Source organism: Arcobacter venerupis (assembly GCF_013201665.1).
In the GTDB taxonomy this organism is placed as follows: domain Bacteria; phylum Campylobacterota; class Campylobacteria; order Campylobacterales; family Arcobacteraceae; genus Aliarcobacter; species Aliarcobacter venerupis.
This window is the reverse complement of record NZ_CP053840.1, coordinates 2450196-2472205: the sequence shown is the minus strand read 5'-3', so window position 1 is coordinate 2472205 and position 22010 is coordinate 2450196. Positions and strand designations below refer to the sequence as shown.

At 31.5% G+C, this 22010-nt stretch carries 12 protein-coding genes, 6 tRNA genes and 3 rRNA genes; 13 read left to right on the top strand and 8 right to left on the bottom strand.

The features are described 5' to 3' along the window. The first annotated feature begins 70 nt into the window (after positions 1–70). From hemE to AVENP_RS12190, 7 genes are all read left to right on the top strand, one after another. Positions 71–1102: a uroporphyrinogen decarboxylase gene (hemE, locus tag AVENP_RS12220; RefSeq protein ID WP_128360248.1), complete on the top strand. Its 1032-nt coding sequence runs from the start codon at positions 71–73 to the stop codon at positions 1100–1102. Between the two features lie 54 nt (positions 1103–1156). Continuing rightward, positions 1157–2080 (top strand): radical SAM protein, encoded by a 924-nt coding sequence (locus AVENP_RS12215; protein WP_128360249.1) that lies wholly within the window; start codon positions 1157–1159, stop codon positions 2078–2080. 66 nt (positions 2081–2146) lie between these two features. After that, positions 2147–2221 (top strand) — tRNA-Asn (locus AVENP_RS12210). 32 nt (positions 2222–2253) lie between these two features. After that, positions 2254–2328: transfer RNA gene (locus AVENP_RS12205), tRNA-Asn, on the top strand. A gap of 32 nt (positions 2329–2360) precedes the next feature. Further along, positions 2361–2435 (top strand) — tRNA-Asn (locus AVENP_RS12200). A 242-nt stretch (positions 2436–2677) separates the two neighbouring features. After that, entirely contained in the window at positions 2678–2965 is a 288-nt protein-coding gene (locus tag AVENP_RS12195) for a hypothetical protein (RefSeq protein WP_128360250.1), read from the top strand. A 75-nt stretch (positions 2966–3040) separates the two neighbouring features. Then, a complete protein-coding gene (locus AVENP_RS12190) occupies positions 3041–3697 on the top strand; it encodes a hypothetical protein (RefSeq protein WP_128360251.1) in 657 nt (218 codons plus the stop codon). Between the two features lie 309 nt (positions 3698–4006). On the opposite strand, the gene AVENP_RS12185 is transcribed toward AVENP_RS12190, so the two are convergent. From AVENP_RS12185 to AVENP_RS12160, 6 genes are all read right to left on the bottom strand, one after another. Next, positions 4007–6274 (bottom strand): glutamine--tRNA ligase/YqeY domain fusion protein, encoded by a 2268-nt coding sequence (locus AVENP_RS12185; protein ID WP_128360252.1) that lies wholly within the window; start codon positions 6272–6274, stop codon positions 4007–4009. Positions 6275–6427: 153 nt separating this feature from the next. Next, on the bottom strand, positions 6428–7225 hold the full coding sequence (locus tag AVENP_RS12180; protein WP_172664308.1) for an HD-GYP domain-containing protein: 798 nt from the start codon (positions 7223–7225) through the stop codon (positions 6428–6430). Between the two features lie 9 nt (positions 7226–7234). Further along, positions 7235–7615: a DUF1987 domain-containing protein gene (locus AVENP_RS12175; protein ID WP_128360253.1), complete on the bottom strand. Its 381-nt coding sequence runs from the start codon at positions 7613–7615 to the stop codon at positions 7235–7237. A gap of 14 nt (positions 7616–7629) precedes the next feature. Continuing rightward, positions 7630–8175, bottom strand: a complete 546-nt coding sequence (locus tag AVENP_RS12170; RefSeq protein WP_204514139.1) for a SiaB family protein kinase — start codon at positions 8173–8175, stop codon at positions 7630–7632. After that, positions 8172–8540, bottom strand: a complete 369-nt coding sequence (locus AVENP_RS12165) for a response regulator (protein WP_128360254.1) — start codon at positions 8538–8540, stop codon at positions 8172–8174. The genes AVENP_RS12170 and AVENP_RS12165 overlap by 4 nt, the downstream gene beginning before the upstream one ends. 9 nt (positions 8541–8549) lie before the next feature. Then, positions 8550–13271 (bottom strand): transporter substrate-binding domain-containing protein, encoded by a 4722-nt coding sequence (locus tag AVENP_RS12160; protein WP_172664307.1) that lies wholly within the window; start codon positions 13269–13271, stop codon positions 8550–8552. Between the two features lie 553 nt (positions 13272–13824). On the opposite strand from AVENP_RS12160, the gene AVENP_RS12155 reads away from it, so the two are divergent. The 6 genes from AVENP_RS12155 (at position 13825) to AVENP_RS12130 (ending at position 19482) form a co-directional block, all read left to right on the top strand. Next, positions 13825–15341: ribosomal RNA gene (locus AVENP_RS12155) — 16S ribosomal RNA — on the top strand. A 96-nt stretch (positions 15342–15437) separates the two neighbouring features. Continuing rightward, a tRNA-Ile gene (locus AVENP_RS12150) sits at positions 15438–15514 on the top strand. A gap of 29 nt (positions 15515–15543) precedes the next feature. Then, positions 15544–15619: transfer RNA gene (locus AVENP_RS12145), tRNA-Ala, on the top strand. A gap of 361 nt (positions 15620–15980) precedes the next feature. Continuing rightward, positions 15981–18893, top strand: a 23S ribosomal RNA gene (locus AVENP_RS12140). 218 nt (positions 18894–19111) lie between these two features. Continuing rightward, a 5S ribosomal RNA gene (gene rrf, locus AVENP_RS12135) occupies positions 19112–19227 on the top strand. The 16S, 23S and 5S rRNA genes sit together here with 3 tRNA genes alongside, the layout of an rRNA operon. 179 nt (positions 19228–19406) lie before the next feature. Further along, a tRNA-Thr gene (locus AVENP_RS12130) sits at positions 19407–19482 on the top strand. A 184-nt stretch (positions 19483–19666) separates the two neighbouring features. Here AVENP_RS12130 and feoB read toward each other — a convergent pair. Then, the gene (gene feoB / locus AVENP_RS12125; protein ID WP_128359154.1) at positions 19667–21772 is read right to left on the bottom strand and encodes a ferrous iron transport protein B; all 2106 of its coding nucleotides are present in this window, start codon (positions 21770–21772) and stop codon (positions 19667–19669) included. Beyond that, positions 21762–21989, bottom strand: a complete 228-nt coding sequence (locus AVENP_RS12120; RefSeq protein ID WP_128359153.1) for a FeoA family protein — start codon at positions 21987–21989, stop codon at positions 21762–21764. The genes feoB and AVENP_RS12120 overlap by 11 nt, the downstream gene beginning before the upstream one ends. Between the last annotated feature and the right edge of the window lie 21 nt (positions 21990–22010).

Sequence of the window (22010 nt, the reverse complement as noted above, 5' to 3'; positions counted from 1 at the left end):
TTTGTTACTTTTAAAAAAGTAAATATATAAATTTTGGTCCCTTAAAATAGGGACTATTTTAAGGATAAAAATGTCAAAAATTTTTGTTGATGCATGTTTTAGAAAACCAACTCCATATACACCAGTTTGGATGATGAGACAAGCAGGAAGATACCTTCCTGAATATATGAATGTTAGAGCTCAAGCTGGAAACTTTTTAAATCTTTGTCATAATCCAGAACTAGCAGCCGAAGTTACTATTCAACCACTTGATATTGTAGGTGTTGATGCTGCAATTTTATTTTCAGATATTTTAGTAGTTCCAAATGAAATGGGAATGCACCTTGATTTTATTAAAGGTGAAGGTCCAATTTTTAAAGACCCAATCGTAACTGAAGCTGATGTTGATGCACTTTTAGGTGGAGAAGCTGCTGCTGATAAATTAACTTATGTTTATGAAACAATTAAAATTTTAAAACAAAGATTACCAGAAGATAAAGCTTTAATTGGTTTTACAGGAGCTCCTTGGACGCTTGCTACTTATATGATTGAAGGTCAAGGAACAAAAACATATAATCTTTGTAAAAAGATGATGTATTCAAATCCTGAACTTTTACACAAGATATTAAAAAAAGTAACTGAAGTTGTAAAATTTTATATGGAAAAACAGATTCAATCAGGTATTGATGTGGTTCAAATCTTTGATTCTTGGGCATCTGCGATTGAACCTGCTATGTATGATGAATTTTCATGGAAATATATGGTTGAGATTTCAGAGTATTTAAAAGAAAAATATCCTCATATTCCAGTAATTATGTTCCCAAAAGGAATTCCAGCATTTTTAGATAAAGTTTATGGAAACTTTGATGTGTTTGGTGTTGATTGGGGAACTCCTATGGCACTAGCTAAGGAAAAACTAGGAAGTAAGTATGTACTTCAAGGAAATATGGAACCTTGTAGATTATATTCAAAAGAACAAACAACAAAATGTGTTGAAGCTTTACAAAATATAATGCAAGGTGAGGGACATATCTTTAATCTTGGACATGGAATATTACCAGATGTTCCAGTTGAAAATGCAATTCACTTTGTAAAAGAGTGTCAAAGAGTAAGTAAAAAATAATCTAACTAACATAAGTGAGAATTTTCTCACTTATACTATCAGAAAGAAAAAATCATGTCATATTCAAATTCTATTATTTTTGGACCAATTCCCTCAAGAAGATTTGGTATATCTTTAGGTATTGATTTATCTCCTTCAAAAAAACAGTGTAATTTTGATTGTTTATATTGTGAATTAGAAGGCGCTAAAACAGTTGATAAAATGGATGAATATCCAAGTGTTGAAAATATTATTAACGAGATTAAAAATAGCTTCGAAATGCATCCTAAAATAGATGTTATAACACTAACAGCAAATGGTGAACCAACTTTATATCCCAAATTAGATGAATTGATTACTGAAATCAATAAAATCAAAGCAAATACAAAAACTCTGATTTTATCAAATGGAAGTACTATATATAAAAAAGAGATTTACGATGCTCTTTTAAAAATTGATATTGTAAAACTATCCCTTGATTGTATAAGTGAAAAATGTTTCAAAAAACTTGATAGGGTAAATAGTAGTGTTGAAACACAAAAAATAGTTCCTGCGATGATAGATTTTTCAAAACAAACAAAAAATGATTTAGTATTAGAGATTTTATTTGTAAAAGATTTAAATGACAAAATAGAAGAGATAGAGTTGCTTAATAAAGCGATAAATCAAATTAAGCCTAAGAGAGTAGATATAGGAACAATTGACAGACCACCAGCTTATGAGGTGAAACCTGTAACTTATGAATTTTTGGAAAATGTTGCTAGTGAGTTTAAAAATATTAATGTAAATATTGTTTACAAAAATAGACCAAAATCAATGCAAACATACTCAGAAGATGAAATAATTAAAATGCTAAAAAGAAGACCATTAACTGCTGAAGATATAGAAAACATGTTTGATAATCAATCAAAAATGACTTTAAATGACTTAATAAAAAACAAGATAATAACGCTTATAAATAGCAGTGGAGTTGAATTTTATAAAAATTTAAAGAAATAGTTTTTCTGCCTTGACATTAAAGCATTTTTTTACTATAATTCCAACCCATTAAAGATGAAGTCAAAATCCGGCATAGCTCAGCGGTAGAGTAGATGACTGTTAATCATTTGGTCCCAGGTTCGAATCCTGGTGCCGGAGCCATAACTTCTTTTTTAATGTTTAAATTTATAGATTCCGGCATAGCTCAGCGGTAGAGTAGATGACTGTTAATCATTTGGTCCCAGGTTCGAATCCTGGTGCCGGAGCCATTTATAAATTTTCAAAAAACAAACTTACAAGTTCCGGCATAGCTCAGCGGTAGAGTAGATGACTGTTAATCATTTGGTCCCAGGTTCGAATCCTGGTGCCGGAGCCACTTCCATTTCTTATCAAAAATAAATCAAATTACTAAATACACTTTTTGAAAAATCCCGTTTCAAACTAAAAAATATAGCAGTCATTACTGGACGGTAACTTCCATAATATTTTTTCAATTTTCATTGAACTATCTTTTTAGATTTTATTGAGGAAAACTATATTGATAGTTCTAATGATGTGTTTTAAAATTCTAACAGTTTTAGATATACTCATTTTAATAATTAAAATCTTGAGAGTTATATGATATATGAATATAAATTTATTGACTATACTGTTATTGGAATGCCAACTATTGAAGTATATGGAGAAAATTTTCATTATCAAGATTTATATGAATTAGTTGGGAAAAATCAATATATGACTACGTTTGATTTAAAAAATAATACTAAATCATTTGAAAATTATGGTAATTCAATAGTAGGTGTTATTTATTATGATAAAAAAAGTTTAGATAATTTAGAAATGTATTTGAATTTATCAAAAGAAATAATTGAAAATAAAATCTGCATTAAATCTCCTTCTTCTTAAAATATCTCTATTGAAAAAAATAAAATGCTAAAGTATTAAGGAATAGATATAAGGGATATTAGTAAAATATCTTTTTTGGTTTATTTTAAAGAAATAGAAATATATGAAACAGGTGAAAAGAAAGTTCCAAATATTATAGAAATAGAAACTGATTTAAGTGATATTGACGTTGATGTTCTACTTCAAAATTACTTTATTATGAAGTACAATCGAGGTACAAAGTTAATACAGTATGAAAAAGAACAATTAATTGGTATAACCTTAGCTTTTAATAAAGGAATAATTGATTCACGTATATTAAAAGAATTTGGCTTCTCAAAAGATAGTATAGAAAATAATGTAAATATGTTGAGGAGTTATTATAAAGTTAAAGCGAATCGTAATCTTTTAACAGAAATAGATAAAAAGTATTATTTGGAAATTAAAGATATTATTTATTTAGAAAAACTTACAAAATTTATAAAAGAATTAGAGAAAGCTAAAATTGCTAAATATTCAGATGAAATTAATAATCCAATATTTTCTGAAATATTTAGTGCTATAGAAACTTTTGATTCTTCAATTTTAATGCATACTAAAAGGCAAATTTATTGGGATGTTGATTCATATATTCATATTCTATTGAGACATATGAAAGATTATCAAGTTGGAATTTTTAAAGATAAAACACCATTCCCCTATAAAGAAAAAGATTTAAAATTATTGATTGAACAAGTCTTGAGTAGTATATGAAAAGAAATTGAACATCACTTTCAGAATACAAATAAAATTTTTACAAGACATGGGAAAATGGCAGTTTTTTATAATGGAGACCATTATCATCTGAGGATTAATGAGGAAGGGAAATTAATTCAGTTTCATATGGTAGATAATCAAATACATATTTAATCAATTATTCCTAGTTTTATTCTTTTGCCAAACTGAAAATAAGAATTGTATTTTGTCTGATAGACTAGTTTTATTTTATGAAGATGGAAAGGAAGTCTTTTTTAGTTGGAATTTTACAAAGACTATTATTAAATAGTCTTTGATATTAATGTGTTATTTCAACTTCTCAGCCACAAGCTCATTAATAACTTGTGGATTTGCTTTCCCACCCGTAGCTTTTAAAACTTGTCCTACAAAAAAGCCTAACAGTTTTGTATTTCCTGCTTTGAATTTTTCTACATTGTCTGGATTTTTTGAAATGATTTCATCAATAATAGGTAAAATAATGCTTGGGTCACTTATTTGAACTAAACCTTTATCTTCAACTATTTTTGAAGGATTTACTCCTGTTTGACTCATCTCTTCAAATATTTGTTTTGCAATTTTATTTGAAATTATTTCATCATCTACCATTTTGATAAGTTCAGCTATTTGAGATGCTGTAAATTTTAGTTCATTGGCTTGTTTTTCTTTTAGTTCTTTTGCTACTTCATTTACTACAATATTTGCAATTGAAACAGGGCTATTAAGCTTTGATAATGTTTCTTCATAGAATGATGAAAGTTTTTCATCACGTGCAAGAATATTTGATACTTCACTATTTAGATTAAGTTCATTTGTATATTTATCAAATAATGCTTTTTGATTTTCACTCATAGGTGCAACTTCACCAATAACTTGTAAATTCTTAGTTTCTTGTTTAGATATTACTTCTGTTTTATCTATATTTTCAACTACTTTTGTTTTTTTAGCCCAAGAATCTTTTAATCCTACAATTTTATTAAATACTGGTTTTTCATTTGTATAATCAATTGGGTCAGCATAAAAATACCCTTGTCTTTCAAATTGGAATCTAACATCTGCACTATCCGTGATAACAGCTGGCTCAACAAGTGCATTTTTGATAATGTGTAATGAATTAGGGTTTAAATCTTCTAGTCCATCAGGAGCTTCGCAAGAGTATAATCTGTCATATAGTCTTACTTCGATTTCTTTTGCTTGTGCTGCATCAACCCATTGGATTGCACTTTTAACTTTGATACCACTTGTATCTGAACCACTTTTTGAAGTAGGGTTATATTCTGCTTTTATCTCAACAATATTTCCATTTGCATCTTTTATTATCTCTTTACAAGTGATGATATATGCATGTCTTAAACGTACAGGTTGCTCAAGCGTTAAACGGTTGTAATCTTTTGGAGGATTTTCTTCAAAATCTTCTCTTTCAATATAAATCACTTTTGAAAAAGGTATTTTTCTTGAACCCTCTTTAGGTACATCATGTGGATAATATGAAGCTTCAATCTCTTCACTTCCTTCATAATTTTCAATAGTTACTTTAAGTGGCTCAAGTACACACATAACTCTTGGAACTTTTGTATTTAAATCATCTCTTATACAAAATTCAAGTTGAGAAACATCAACCATCGAGTTTGCTTTTGCAATTCCAATTTGGTCACAGAAGTTTAATATAGACTCAGGTGTATAACCTCTTCTTTTATATCCAGCAATTGTTGGAAGTCTAGGATCGTCCCAACCATTTACATAGTTACCATTTACAAGTTCTAAAAGTTTTCTTTTACTCATAACAGTATAGTTTATACCTAAACGTGCAAATTCATGTTGATAAGGTCTTGGTGGAACAAGATTAAGTGTATCTAATACCCAATCGTAAATATCACGATTATTTTCAAATTCTAGTGTACAAATAGAGTGAGAAACTCCCTCAATATAATCAGATAAACAATGTGCAAAGTCATACATAGGATAAATACACCATTCATCTTGTGTTCTAAAATGGTGTGCATGCCTGATTCTATATAAAAGTGGATCTCTCATTTTCATATTCGCTGCACTCATATCTATTTTAGCTCTTAGGATATGTTCACCTTCTTTGAACTCACCTTTTTTCATTCTCTCAAGTAAGTCAAGGTTTTCTTCAATAGAACGCTCTGCGTAAATACTTCTACGACCAGCTTCGTTAACAGTTCCTCTGTATTCTCTAATCTCTTCTTCATTAAGACTATCAACATATGCTTTACCCATTTTAACAAGTTCAACAGCATAATCATATATTTTAGGAAAATAATCAGAAGTGAAATATACATCATCATTCCAGTCAAAACCAAGCCATTTTACAGCATCTTTAAGTGCTTCAACATATTTTGTGTCTTCAGTAGTTGGATTAGTATCATCCATTCTAAGGTTACAATAACCATTATAATCACGTGCAATACCAAAATTTATGCAGATAGATTTTGCATGTCCTATATGTGGGAATCCATTTGGTTCTGGAGGAAATCTTGTAATTATTTTTTTATATTTGCCAGACTTTAAGTCCTCGTCAACTATTGTACGTAAAAAATCTTTGTGCTCACTCATTATTATTAAACCTTTGATTGTGAAACTATTATTAGGCTTGTATTTTATCAAATAAGTGCTTAGATAATGAGTTTAAGTGAGTTTTATAAAATAAGTGGAATTGATTAATCAAAAGTTTATATAAGTAACTTTTAGTCTTAGTATAATGAAGATTTAAAATTTATCTTTTAAATCTTCTCTAACTTTTAAGAATTTATCTAAATTTTCAAAAAAAATATCTATAAGTTTTGGATCAAAATGTTGGGCTCTTTCTTCTTTGAAAAAATTAAATATTTTTTCATCATCCCATGCCTTTTTATAACATCTATCACTTCCCAGCGCATCAAAAACATCTGCAAGTGCTGTTATTCTTCCATAAATATGAATCTCTTCACCTTTCAAACCTCTTGGATATCCTTTTCCATTCCATTTTTCATGATGTTCATAAGCTACAATTGAAGCTGCTTTTAATAACTTCCTATTTGAATGTTTAAGCATTTCAAAGCCCACTTGAGCGTGAGTATTCATAATTATTCGTTCATCTTCCTCAAATCGACCTGGCTTATTTAAAATAGCATCAGGAATTGCAACTTTTCCTATATCATGCATTGGGCTTGCTTGTTTTAATAGTTCAGCTTCATCTTGCGATAATCCATAATGTAAAGCCAATATCTTTGAGTATTCAGCAACTCTTTTTACATGGTTTCCAGTCTCTTTTGAACGGCTTTCTCCAATTGCACCCATTGTAAAAACAACTTCTCTTTGTGTATCTTCTATCTCTTTACTTAACGCTTCAATTTCTTGTAATTTTGTTTGAAGTTCATCATATTCGATTTGTTGTCTTTTATCACTTCTAGCCATGATTTTATCATGTCTTCTAATGTCTTTTATTAGCTTACTTGTTGTTTCATTAAAACTTTTTTTTAAATCTTCTATTTCTTGTATAAGTTTATTTTCACTAATCTCTTCCATTTTAATTCTTTATTGTTTTTTTATTAAGTTAAATTCTAAATTCTCAAAATCTTCTTTAAAATCTTCACCAGCTTCTAGTGCAGATTCATTATCTTCATGATAAAACCAATTTATTTCTATTTTATTATTCGCGTTTGCCTCTTCTAATAAATCAAAAAGATCAAAAAATAATTTTGAACTACTAGAATTAAAATAAATTATTTCAAGATTAATAATAGTTTTATCTTTTGCAGCTTCTTTAAAATATTTACTCATCCATTTCATAACTTGTTCATAAAATTCAAATGTATTTTCAGGGTATGATTTTCCTACTATAGATATTATACCGGTATCTTTATCCATCAATATTTCTGGTGTGTATCTAGTAGCTTCAATTTTTATATTTTCCATGTATTGTTCCCTTATTATTTAGTTGCTACTTCAGCTTTAAAATGAAAATAAAATTTATTTTCATTTATCTCTATAAATTCATAATTAATTTTATCACATCTTTTTGCTATTTCGTAAAATCCAATTCCCCCACCTTTCCCATGTGTATTTTTCCCACTTTTTCGTAACTCTCTGTACATTCTTTTAATCTCTTCCTTATCTAAAGTTAATATCTCTTTTAATTTAGGTTCAATTTTTTCTTTATCTTCTTTTCCAACAACATTTTGGCTATGAATATAATAGTTTAATTCATTATCTTTGCCAACAACTATTAATCCCTCCGATGCTAAGTCATTATTATCTTTTGATTTTGTTTTAGAATAATTCATCATATTTTGTGCAAGTTCAATAAATATAATAAAAATATTATTGGCATCTCCCATATTTAAATCACTTTGTTTTGCTTCTTTTTCAAGGGCTTCTGTCATACCTGAAATTAATGCTTGTGATAAAAAACCACCATATGTTAAAAATACTATTCCATCTTTTTTTACTATTTCTTGTATAGTACTTATATTCACAGAGAAGCTCCTTTTTTTAATTTATTTATTTCTTGTGCAAAATATTCAAAGGTAAAAGGTTTTTGAATAACTTTTTTAATCCCAATTTTAAGTGCATTTATCACTTCTTTTTTATCAACAATTGATGTTATCAAAATAATATTTATTTTAGGATTTAATCTTAATATCTCTTTTGAAGCTTCAATTCCTTTCATATTTGGCATTTCTAAATCAATAGTAATAACACTTGGAAGTAATTTTTTATATTTTTCAATTGCTTCAATACCATCACAAGCTTCATCGAGAACTTCATATCCAAGTTCTTTAATATAATCACAAATTCTACTTCGTGCGATTTTAGAATCATCTACAACTAAAAATTTCAATGTTAATCCTTATATTTTAATACCAACAATAGTAATATCATCGTTTCTTTCTTCCTCACCTTGATAAGCTTGCATATCGTATAATAATATCTCTTGTTGGTCTGCAAAAGGTAAATTATAATTCTCTTCTAAAATTTTTTTAAATCTTTTTTTACCAAATGGAAAGCTTTTGTCTCCTCCATTTTGATCTAAATATCCATCTGTTGTTAGATAAAATTGCATTCCATCTTTTACGTCTATTATAAACTCTTTAAACTCAAAGTTTGCATCAGATTTTTTATATCCAACTGAATGTCGACTACCTTTTATCATTTTTAATTCTTCATCTTCTATATAAAATAATCCAGTTTCTGCACCTGCAAATTTAACTATTTTTTCTTTTTTATTATAATATAAAATTCCTCCGTCAAATCCTGCATTTGAAATTGATTCATTATCTTCTTGTTTTAAGAGATGTTTCATACTTCTGTTAAAAATACTTAATATTTTCGCTGGACTTACAACTTCATTACTATTTATTATATTTGATGTTATTTGTCTTTCTATTGCTTTAACTAACATAGTTACAAATGCACCTGGAACTCCGTGTCCTGTACAATCTATTACCATTAAAAGACATTCATTGTCATTTCTAAGTTCTTCAAATAGATAGATGTCTCCACCAACTATATCTTTTGGATGCCAAATAGTTAAATAATCACTAAAATATTTTCTAAATAAATCATTTGATGGTATAAGAGCATGTTGAATTAATGATGCATATTCAATAGATTCTCTTGTATGTCTATGTATTGATTCAATCTCTTTTTGAAGTTCTTTTTGTTGTGTAATATCACTTGCAACTCCTAAAAAACAATCTTCTCCACCAAAAGATATATCAACTAAAGATAAAATAGCATCAAATTTTTTACCTTTTAAAGTTTTAAATGTAGTTTCAAAATTTTGAAGAATACCTTTACTATTTAATTCAGCTAATATGGTATCTCTTTGATTATCAGATGTATAAAATACTTCAATATCCAATCCAATTAATTCATCCAATGTAGTTTCATATTGTTCTTCTGCAAAAGTATTTGCATAAACAATTTTTCTTGTTTTTTTAGAAGTAATAATCATAGGTAAAAGTACAGATGACAGAATCGTATCAGTTTGTTTCTTTTTAAATTCCAGTTCTGTAATATCTGTAAATACTGCTGATTTTATTGTACCATCACCTATTGGCATAACAGCAGCAGTTACACTAAATATTCTTTGAATGTTGTCTTTTTCCATTACTACTTTATTGGTTTTATTACTATTTTTAATTACATACTCTATCCAACTTAGTTTTTTCATATCTTTTTGTAAATAAGTATTTGTTTCATCTATTACAAATTTATCACAAATACATTCATAATCTTTTGTAAATTCATTTATATTTTTAACATCGAAAAATTCTAAGAATTTTTTATTTACGCTTCTTAAAGTTTTACCCTCTTTAGTGATTACTATTTGTTCTTGAGAGTCTAAAAGAGAATTGAGGAAAAGTTTATTTTGTGATATAAGTTCTTGGGCGTTTTTTGCATCTTGAATATCTAAATTTACTCCATTAAATTCTATAGCTTTACCGTCTTTATCTCTTTGTGCAACTCTTCCTATATCTAAAGACCACATCCAAGAGCCATCAGCTTTTTTCATTCTGTATTCTGATTTATATAAATTTGTCTCTCCATTTATATGAGCATTAATATTTTCAGCTGTTTTTTCTCTATCTTCTTCATGTATAAGTTGTTCCCAAAAAGCCAAACCATCTTTAAATGGTTTAAACATCTCATTTTCACAACCAGCAATTAAAACTTCATTAGCATCATATCCTAGCATTTGAACAAAGGTATCATTAACTAATAAATCACCAACTTGAGGATTAAATGTCCAAAATCCAAGATTTGCATAATGAGATACAAATTTCATTTGTTCTTGATTTTGTTTTAATTGATAGGTTCTTTCTTCAACTTTTTGTTCAAGATTTTTACTTAATTCTTCAACCTCTTTTTTAGCAGTAATATTTTCTCCTATTACACTAAATGCAATGATTTCTTCATTATCATCAAATTCAGGAGTAATAATTATATCTAACCAATAAAATCCAGCATCTTTTTTGGCATTCTTTAATTCACCTTTCCAGATTTTTCCATTTGTTATTGTTTGCCATAACTCTTCAAATATCTCTTCTTTTGTATCTGGATGTCTTACGATATTTTGTGAACTTCCAATTAACTCTTTATTTGAATATCCACTTATTTGACATAATGCTTTACTAGCATATGTAATATTACCTTTCAAATCAGTTCTTGATGCAATTACATTTGTATCAAAAGATTCTAAAAGTGATTGTAATTGAGCTGTTTTTTTAGCAACTAATAATTTAAGTTTTCTATTATAATAAGCAAATAGTAGAACTATAGAAATAAATGCTGCAGAAAATTTCCATATTAGTGAGTAATCAGTTTTATCTTCAAGTTTTATACCAATCCATCGCTTTTTAATAGTTTGAAGTTCTTCTGGGCTTATTTTTTCTAATGCTTTATTTATAATTTGAATAGCTTCTTTTGGATATTCTTTATTTATAGCAATTTTTACAGCTCTTTTCTCATTTAGGCTAAGGGCAATTTTTAAATTAAAAAAAGATTCCTGAAAAATTAAAAATGAAGAAACTTCCAAATTTCCAATATATGCATCAATTTTTTTTGAGTTAAGTTGTTCTAAGCTATTTTTTACTCCCTTAATTGGGATTAAGCTCAACTCTGGATATTTATCTTTAATCGTTTTTTCAAGTCCATTCCCATCTGGAATACCAACTTTTAATCCTTTTAAATCTTCTAATGAAGAGATAAAAGGAGCATCACTTCTCATTATTACACCGTCATTTAATTCAATGCTTGTATGGGAGAAATTTAAAAATTTTTCTTTTTCTGGAGTTACACTTACAGCAGATAACATATCTATTTTTTTTGATTTTATTAAATCAATTGACTCACTCCATGTATTTGTAGGGATAAGTTCAAATTGCATTCCACTTAGTTCTTTGATTTTTTCGATTATATCACTGATCATACCTTGATATTTCCCAGTTTCTTTGTTGATTCCTTCTATTGGAAACCAATTTGGATCTACACTGAATTTAATAGTTTCTTTTTTATTTAGCCATGTCTGCTCTTCTTTAGATAAATTTAAACTATTTTGGTCTTTTTTTTGTATTGGTTCTAAGAGCCATTTCTCATCTAATTTTTGTAGTTCTTCTTCCGTTAAACTATTTATAGCTTTATTTAATAATGACACCAATATTGGATAATCATCTCTAACTCCTATTCTATAACTATGCACAAGATTTTTTGAAGAAAATTTAATTTGATCTATAATCTTTAAATCTGGTATTGTAAACTCATTTTTTAAATAATTTGCAACTGCCATATCTAAAATTGTTGCATCACTTCTTTTCAATGCAACATTTTTTAAAGATTCAACATATCCATCTGGTTCAATGATTTTTGCATTAGGAAAATTATCCTTAATAGAAATTAATATCGAATCACCTTTTGGAATACTAATAGTTTTATCTTCTAAATCCTTTGAACTTTGTATATTAGTATTATCTTCATGTACATATATTGCATTTATAACAGTTTTATATTTGTCTGTATAAAGTACACCTTTTTTTGAATTGTTTTTATACATTGTATGCAAAAGATCAACTTGTTTATTTTCAAGTTTTTTATTAAGATTTCCCCAAGAATCTTGAACAAATTCAATTTTCACGCCAAGTTTAGATGCTAATAATTTTATATAGTCAATTGAATAACCAAGGGGTTCATTGTTTCTATTAAAATCCCATGGTGCATAATCAGGTTCATTTCCAACTTTTATTATTAAATGTTCATCAAGCCATTCCTTTTCTTGGCTATTTAAAGAGATAAAAGTTTTTTTCTTTTCTTTAAGATATATTCTATTTTGTAGTTCTAATAACTCATCTTTTGGAATTATTTCATAAATCTTGTTTATAATATTTTGAAGTTCAGGATGTTTTTTACTAATTCCAATTGAAACTTCACTATATTTATTATAAATATTTTTAACTATCTTTAAATCAAAACTATTAATCAAATCAGTATCAGAAACAAAATCGAAAATAGCTTCAGATTTTTGACTTTGTGATAAGTTATTGAACATAGAAATTTCATCACTAATATCAACGATATTACTTGAAGGAACTTCCTCCTCAAGTATTTTTCTAGCAATTGATTTTTCCCTTGTATAAACTGTTTTATTTTCTAAATCATTAAGAGATAGGATATCAGTATTTGTTTTTTTAACAATTAATTGGCTTGGAGTAAAATTATAAGCTTTTGTATAATAAAAATACTTGTCTTCTCTTTCTTGACTCCAGCTCAAATTTAAAATACCATAAGAATTAATTCCATTGATTGAATCATTGTATGCATCTTTCCAAGTCTCATATTTAATTAATACGATGTTTAAGTTTCCATATTTATTAAGAAGTTTTATAACATCAGTATTGATATTTTCAAATTGTGTCCAATAGTTTGTTATTGCAATTTTAATTACAGGGTTATTTTTTATCCATTGTTGTTCTTCTTTTGAAAGAGATAAGTTTTCTGTAATATTAGAATTTTGTTTTTGGGAAGCAAATAGAATATTTAATAGAATAAGACATGCAATAACGATTTTGAACATAAATACCTCTTTGTTGTTTATATGTAAGGTGAAGAACATTAATATAGTATAAATTATAATTAAATATCACTTGAATAATCTATTTTAATTTAAATTCTTAATTAAATTAAAATAAAAAAACGTATTAATTATACAAAAAAAGCAGAAGCAATGTTTAAAGCCAAGTAAAACATAGTAAAAGAGATGAGGTAGGGTGATTATATAAATTTAAGCCAAATTTAAGCGATAACCCCTTGACAAAGGAAAAAGAATCTATTATAATTCCCGTCCAATTTGACTGAAGCGCATCAAACGAAAGAATGATAGAAAGCGTTGTAATCGAAACTGGATGATCTTTAAAAATAATTATAACGTTTGTAAAGTAATCTTTATAAACCGAATATGAGACTCTTATAAAAATCTGTTATTTATTACAGATGTAAAATAAGAATAAATGTTAAAAATATAAAAACAAACAAGAACAATATGGTAAAACATATAACTTGTCTATACTATGAGTGATAATTTTGTAATAGTAAAATAATACAGAAGAAGTCAAGTTCAAAAACTTCAATTTATGGAGAGTTTGATCCTGGCTCAGAGTGAACGCTGGCGGCGTGCTTAACACATGCAAGTCGAACGAGAACGGATTATAGCTTGCTATAATTGTCAGCTAAGTGGCGCACGGGTGAGTAATATATAGGTAATGTGCCCTAGAGAAGAGGATAACAGTTGGAAACGACTGCTAAGACTCTATATGCCTTTAAGACAGAAGTCTGCAAGGGAAATATTTATAGCTCTAGGATCAGCCTGTACAGTATCAGCTAGTTGGTGAGGTAATGGCTCACCAAGGCAATGACGCTTAACTGGTTTGAGAGGATGATCAGTCACACTGGAACTGAGACACGGTCCAGACTCCTACGGGAGGCAGCAGTGGGGAATATTGCACAATGGACGAAAGTCTGATGCAGCAACGCCGCGTGGAGGATGACACATTTCGGTGCGTAAACTCCTTTTATATGGGAAGATAATGACGGTACCATATGAATAAGCACCGGCTAACTCCGTGCCAGCAGCCGCGGTAATACGGAGGGTGCAAGCGTTACTCGGAATCACTGGGCGTAAAGAGCGTGTAGGCGGATAAATAAGTCAGAAGTGAAATCCAATAGCTTAACTATTGAACTGCTTTTGAAACTGTATATCTAGAATGTGGGAGAGGTAGATGGAATTTCTGGTGTAGGGGTAAAATCCGTAGAGATCAGAAGGAATACCGATTGCGAAGGCGATCTACTGGAACATTATTGACGCTGAGACGCGAAAGCGTGGGGAGCAAACAGGATTAGATACCCTGGTAGTCCACGCCCTAAACGATGCACACTAGTTGTTGTGAGGCTAGACCTTGCAGTAATGCAGTTAACACATTAAGTGTGCCGCCTGGGGAGTACGGTCGCAAGATTAAAACTCAAAGGAATAGACGGGGACCCGCACAAGCGGTGGAGCATGTGGTTTAATTCGACGATACACGAAGAACCTTACCTGGACTTGACATAGTAAGAACTTTCTAGAGATAGATTGGTGTCTGCTTGCAGAAACTTATATACAGGTGCTGCACGGCTGTCGTCAGCTCGTGTCGTGAGATGTTGGGTTAAGTCCCGCAACGAGCGCAACCCTCGTCATTAGTTGCTAACAGTTCGGCTGAGAACTCTAATGAGACTGCCTACGCAAGTAGGAGGAAGGTGAGGACGACGTCAAGTCATCATGGCCCTTACGTCCAGGGCTACACACGTGCTACAATGGGGTATACAAAGAGCCGCAATACGGTGACGTGGAGCAAATCTCAAAAATATCTCCCAGTTCGGATTGTAGTCTGCAACTCGACTACATGAAGTTGGAATCGCTAGTAATCGTAGATCAGCTATGCTACGGTGAATACGTTCCCGGGTCTTGTACTCACCGCCCGTCACACCATGGGAGTTGAACTCATTCGAAGCGGGGATGCTAAAATAGCTACCTTCCACAGTGGATTCAGCGACTGGGGTGAAGTCGTAACAAGGTAACCGTAGGAGAACCTGCGGTTGGATCACCTCCTTTCAGAGAATTGAGACTAGATTCGTTTCTAGTCTTAAAACTAAAAAGAAAGAGTTTTTATATTCGGTTTATAAAGATTATTTAAATAGGTAGAAAAATGGGCCTATAGCTCAGCTGGCTAGAGCGCTCGACTGATAATCGTGAGGTCTCAGGTTCAAGTCCTGATAGGCCCACCATTAAATAATCTTAAAAGATTAATCAGTGTGGGGAATTAGCTCAGCTGGGAGAGCGCCTGCTTTGCACGCAGGAGGTCAGCGGTTCGATCCCGCTATTCTCCACCACCTATTAAAAATAAGCTAAAAGTTATAATTAGAAGAAATGATAAAAAAGTTAAATATAAGTTCAAAAAGATTGAATTTATATTTGATTTTCGAATCAAAAATGTTGCCTTGAAAAGATGTAAATTTTTTTAAGTAACAATGATATTTAAAAATATAATGTTAAAGTCTTTAATTTTTTCGTTTAATTAAAAGAACTAAAAGAATTTATTCTAATAGAACTAATAATTAAAAACAAAAATTTTAATTATCTAGAAATAGATAGAACACAACTAATTTTATTGATATATTTTAAATAATATGTTTAATAAGATAGTAGCCAAAGAATATTATCAAAAATGCGATAGAGTTTAACTCTATTTATTAATAAGCTATTAAGGGCTAATGGTGGATGCCTAGACTGTAAGAGGCGATGAAAGACGTATTAGGCTGCGATAAGCCTCGGGGAGCTGCCAAAGAGCTTTGATCCGGGGATTTCTGAATGGGGCAACCCAGCATAGTGAGAACTATGTTACCCTACGGGGAGCTAACCTGGTGAAGTGAAACATCTCAGTAGCCAGAGGAAGAGAAATCAAACGAGATTCCGTCAGTAGCGGCGAGCGAAAGCGGATTAGGACAAACCCAATGCTTGCATTGGGGGTTGTAGGACCATGATATGAGACTAAAGAAGATAGATGAAATACTTGGAAAAGTGTAGCATAGAAGGTGAAACTCCTGTAATTTAAATTTTCAATAGCTCTAATGGTATCCTGAGTAGGTCGGAACACGTGATATTTTGACTGAAACTGGGGGGACCACCCTCCAATCCTAAATACTACTTACAGATCGATAGTGAACAAGTACCGTGAGGGAAAGGTGAAAAGTACTCCAGCGAGGAGAGTGAAATAGAACCTGAAACCATTAGCTTACAATCATTCAGAGCCCTATGATTTATCAGGGTGATGGACTGCCTTTTGCATAATGAGCCTGCGAGTTGTGGTGTCTGGCAAGGTTAAGTCAAGTACGAAGCCGTAGCGAAAGCGAGTCTTAATAGGGCGAATTAGTCAGATGCTGCAGACCCGAAACGAAGTGATCTATCCATGAGCAGGTTGAAGCTGGTGTAAGAGCCAGTGGAGGACCGAACCGATAGGCGTTGAAAAGTCTCCGGATGACTTGTGGATAGGGGTGAAAGGCCAATCAAACTTCGTGATAGCTGGTTCTCTCCGAAATATATTTAGGTATAGCCTTGTGTTGTAGCATATAGGGGTAGAGCACTGAATGGGCTAGGGCTGCTTACCGCGGTACCAAACCCTATCAAACTATGAATACTATATGTGGAATCACAGGAGTCAGGCGATGGGTGATAAAATCCACCGTCGAGAGGGGAACAACCCAGACTAACAGCTAAGGTCCCTAAGTCACATCTAAGTGGAAAACGATGTGGAGTTACTGTGACAACCAGGAGGTTGGCTTAGAAGCAGCCATCCTTTAAAGAAAGCGTAACAGCTCACTGGTCTAGTGATTCTGCGCGGAAAATATAACGGGGCTAAGATGTGCACCGAAGCTTTAGATTCGAATTTATTCGAGTGGTAGGAGAGCGTTCTATTCAGCGTTGAAGATGTACCGGCAAGGAGCGTTGGAGCGGATAGAAGTGAGCATGCAGGCATGAGTAGCGATAATTGAGGTGAGAATCCTCAACGCCGAAAACCCAAGGTTTCCTACGCGATGCTCGTCATCGTAGGGTTAGTCGGGTCCTAAGTCGAGTCCGAAAGGGGTAGACGATGGCAAATTGATTAATATTTCAATACCAACATACAAGCGCGATGTGGGGACGCATAGAGTTAATCGAGCTCACTGATGGAATAGTGGGTCGAAGGACGTAGGCTGTAACTTAGGCAAATCCGGGTTACATTAGGCCGAGATCTTACAGGCTCTTGACACTCTTCGGAGGAGATGGAGAATCGATGATACTGTCGTGCCAAGAAAAGCCACTAAGTATATTGTATGTTGCCCGTACCGTAAACCGACACAGGTGGGTGGGATGAGTATTCTAAGGCGCGTGGAAGAACCCTGGTTAAGGAACTCTGCAAACTAGCACCGTATCTTCGGTATAAGGTGTGCCTACTTTGGTATATGGACTTGCTCCAGAAAGCTAGAGAGGTTGCAACAAAGAGTCCCTCCCGACTGTTTACCAAAAACACAGCACTTTGCTAACACGTAAGTGGATGTATAAGGTGTGACGCCTGCCCGGTGCTCGAAGGTTAACTGATGATGTCAGCGCAAGCGAAGCATTTGATTGAAGCCCGAGTAAACGGCGGCCGTAACTATAACGGTCCTAAGGTAGCGAAATTCCTTGTCGGTTAAATACCGACCTGCATGAATGGCGTAACGAGATGGGAGCTGTCTCAACCAGGGATCCAGTGAAATTGTAGTGGAGGTGAAAATTCCTCCTACCCGCGGAAAGACGGAAAGACCCCGTGCACCTTTACTACAGCTTGACACTGTAGCTTGGATATTCATGTGCAGGATAGGTGGGAGGCTATGATGACTAGACGCAAGTAGAGTCGGAGCCATCCTTGAGATACCACCCTTGAATATTTGAGTTACTAACTGCGTACAATTATCTTGTATCAGGACAATGTCTGGTGGGTAGTTTGACTGGGGCGGTCGCCTCCTAAAAAGTAACGGAGGCTTACAAAGGTTAGTTCATGGCGGTTGGAAATCGCCAGTTGAGTATAATGGCATAAACTAGCTTGACTGTGAGACATACAAGTCGAACAGAGACGAAAGTCGGTCATAGTGATCCGGTGGTTCTGTGTGGAAGGGCCATCGCTCAAAGGATAAAAGGTACGCCGGGGATAACAGGCTGATCTCCCCCAAGAGCTCACATCGACGGGGAGGTTTGGCACCTCGATGTCGGCTCATCGCATCCTGGGGCTGAAGTAGGTCCCAAGGGTATGGCTGTTCGCCATTTAAAGCGGTACGCGAGCTGGGTTCAGAACGTCGTGAGACAGTTCGGTCCCTATCTTCCGTGGGCGTAGGAAAGTTGAAGAGATTTGTCCCTAGTACGAGAGGACCGGGATGAACGTACCACTGGTGTACCAATTGTTCTGCCAAGAGCATCGTTGGGTAGCTACGTACGGATGTGATAAGAGCTGAAAGCATCTAAGCTCGAAGCCAACTCTAAGATTAACTTTCCCTGAAGTTCCCAGTAAGACTAACTGGTTGATAGGCTGGATGTGTAAGCGTTGTAAGGCGTTTAGCTGACCAGTACTAATAGAACGTTTGGCTTATTTAACAAATTCTTTGGTTTACTATCTTATTAAATATATTTCTTATATTTAATACAAATTGTGTTTTTTTAGAAAAAACTAGCGTTACCTTGAAAAAATGAATATTTTTTTAAGCGCGTATAAGACTTTAACATTATTTTTTCTTAACTCCTTTACGAGTTGAGTGTAAAGAGCAATACATATTGATTTATCTTATGTTTATTTACTTTTTACACTCAACTTTGCTGGTGGCTATAGAGAAGTGGAAATACCCAGTCCCATTCCGAACCTGGAAGTCAAGCACTTCATCGCCGATAATACTGCCGGGTCCCCTGGTGGAAACGTAGGCCGCTGCCAGCTCTTGAGTTTTTTTAAAGCTTAGCTTTTTATACTTACCAAAGTATTCAATGCTAAGCTTTTTTTTTAACCCGCTTTTTAGGTTATTTTTATATTCATCTTTTATTATCCTAGTATAATTGGTCTTTATTTTTACACTAACTCTATCCACATATTCTGTTAGTTCTTTATTATTCTCTTTTGCTTGCATAGCTCCAACGGTAGAGCAATTCCATGGTAAGGAAGAGGTTACAGGTTCAAATCCTGTTGTGAGCACCACCATCCCTAACTTTTACTTTATTTAGCCTTTATTTAATGTTGTTTCTTTTAATTATTTTGAAATTCTGGATAAAATAAATAAATTCTGATTTAGTTTTATTCTGAAATGATTTATGATTATAGTTATTAAAATATAAGGAGAAGTGACTTTAAAAAATAGAGAACTTATTCTCTATTTTTTAATTTATATAGTTAGTAGTCTAGTTACATTATATGCAATGAATGATAAAATCCATGCACTAGTAGTTGTAAAAATAAATAAATAAGCTAAATACTTCCAATTGCCTGCTTCTCTTACAAAAACCATTGAGGCAGCTAAGCAAGGCAAATAAATCATTACAAAAACAATAAATGATATAGCTGACTCAAATGGAATATTCGTTTTTATCTTTTCTATTAAACTTGCTGATGATTCATCATTATCGCTTCCTAAACCATACAATATAGATAATGTTGATACTACAATCTCTTTTGCAGCTAAACCTGTTTCTAGTGCTATTGTCATCTTCCAATCAAATCCTAAAGGAGTGAATAATGCTTCTGATGCTTTCCCTACATATCCTAAATACGAGTGCTCTAGATTATATTGTGCTAATTCATTCTTTAGTGCTGAAATTTCATCACTATCTTTAGTTAATTCTATTTTATTATTGTAAGATATTTCTATATCTATATGTTTAGGATAGTTACTTGCAAACCAAATTAATAGTGAAGCTGCCAATATATATGTTCCTGCTTTTTTTAAATACATTTTTGCTTGATTTGATACTGTGTGCCAGATTAACCTAAATGAAGGAAGTCTATATTTTGGCATTTCCATTACAAAAGGTTCATCTTCACTTTTAAATACTACTATTTTTAATATTTTTGCTGCAAATAAACCAAAAATTGCACCACTTATATATATACAGAATAAAATATTACCTGCATTATGTTCACTAAAAAAAGCACCAACGAAAAGTACATATATTGGTAATCTTGCACCACAAGACATAAATCCTATAATAAACAGGGTTAACAGTCTATCTTTTTCATTTTTTAATGTTCTTGCTGCCATATATGCAGGAACTGAACATCCAAATCCTGTTACTAATGGTATAAATGATTTTCCATGTAATCCAAATTTATGAAAAAAGCCATCTAATAAAAATGCAACTCTACTCATATATCCTGTTGTTTCAAGTAATGCAATTCCAAAAAATAGAATAACAATATTTGGTAAGAATAAAACAACTGAACCAACTCCTGCAATTGCACCATCTGCAATAATAGATGAAATTTGATTATCACCCATAAGTTCTTTTGTTTTATCAATTATCATTGCAAAAAATGAATCTATCATATCCATTGGAATATTACCAAGTACAAAAGTTAGTTGAAATAATCCCCACATAAAAAATAGAAATATTGGTAATCCAAAGAACTTATGTATTAATATTGAGTCAAATTTCTCAGTTAATGTTTTCTCAGTAATATTTTTTTGTTTTACAGTTTCAACTACTGCGCCTTTTGCAAATGCAAATTTTTCTTCATTAAAAATATCTTGTATATTTTTTGTATTAAAATGAATAAATAAATGCTCAAAAGCCTCATTTAAAATTGGTTGTATTCTAATCCAAATAGGTACATCTTTTAATTGTTTATAAACATTTTTGTCTTCTTTTAATAAATTAATAGCAATACTTCTATAAGTTTGTTTTGTAGAGAAATTATTCTCTTTTAAGACTTTTGAAATATTTTCAATTTCTTCTTCTATTGGATTTGAGAAAAATAGTTTATTTGGAAGTTTATTACTTTGAAATTTATATAATATTTCATCTAATAATTGAGTGATTCCTATTTTTTTTGCTGCGCTTGTTTTTATGCAAGGTTTTCCAAGAATTTTACTTAATTGTACTTCATCAATTAATATTGATTCTTTTTGTGCTTCATCAATCATATTTAACGCAATTATCATTTTTTTATCAATAGTTAATAATTCAGATGTTAATAGAAGATTTCTTTGTAAGTTTGTAGAATCAACTACATTTAATATAATGTCATACTCTTCATTATTCAAAAAATCTTTTGTAACTTTCTCTTCAATTGTGTAATCATTTAAGGAGTATGCGCCAGGTAAATCAACTATTTGAATATGAAAATCTTTATAATCAATAAATACTTCTTCTTTTGTTACTGTTACACCTGAGAAATTTCCAACTTTTAATCTTGCATTAGAGATTGAATTAATAAGCATTGATTTACCAACATTTGGTTGCCCAACTAAAGCAATTTTTATATTACTTTTCATAAGCGACTTCTATTTTAGATGCTTCATTTAATCTCAAAGCAATTTTAGATTGATTGATTTTTATCTCAATTGTACTTTTTGAAAGTGTTAATTCTACTATTTGCACTTCAACTCCTCTACTAATTCCAAAAGAATATAGTCTACTTTTTAATATTTCATTACAATTAATTGCTGTAATTACTGCTTTCTCATTTATGTTTAATTGGTTTAACGTCATTCATAGCCTCGCTAAGATTAA

Coding starts and splice junctions, on each gene's coding strand:
- hemE (WP_128360248.1), top strand. CDS start 71: ATGTCAAAAATTTTTGTTGATGCATGTTTTAGAAAACCAACTCCATAT.
- AVENP_RS12215 (WP_128360249.1), top strand. CDS start 1,157: ATGTCATATTCAAATTCTATTATTTTTGGACCAATTCCCTCAAGAAGA.
- AVENP_RS12195 (WP_128360250.1), top strand. CDS start 2,678: ATGATATATGAATATAAATTTATTGACTATACTGTTATTGGAATGCCA.
- AVENP_RS12185 (WP_128360252.1), bottom strand. CDS start 6,274: ATGAGTGAGCACAAAGATTTTTTACGTACAATAGTTGACGAGGACTTA.
- AVENP_RS12180 (WP_172664308.1), bottom strand. CDS start 7,225: ATGGAAGAGATTAGTGAAAATAAACTTATACAAGAAATAGAAGATTTA.
- AVENP_RS12175 (WP_128360253.1), bottom strand. CDS start 7,615: ATGGAAAATATAAAAATTGAAGCTACTAGATACACACCAGAAATATTG.
- AVENP_RS12160 (WP_172664307.1), bottom strand. CDS start 13,271: ATGTTCAAAATCGTTATTGCATGTCTTATTCTATTAAATATTCTATTT.
- feoB (WP_128359154.1), bottom strand. CDS start 21,772: ATGAAAAGTAATATAAAAATTGCTTTAGTTGGGCAACCAAATGTTGGT.
- AVENP_RS12120 (WP_128359153.1), bottom strand. CDS start 21,989: ATGACGTTAAACCAATTAAACATAAATGAGAAAGCAGTAATTACAGCA.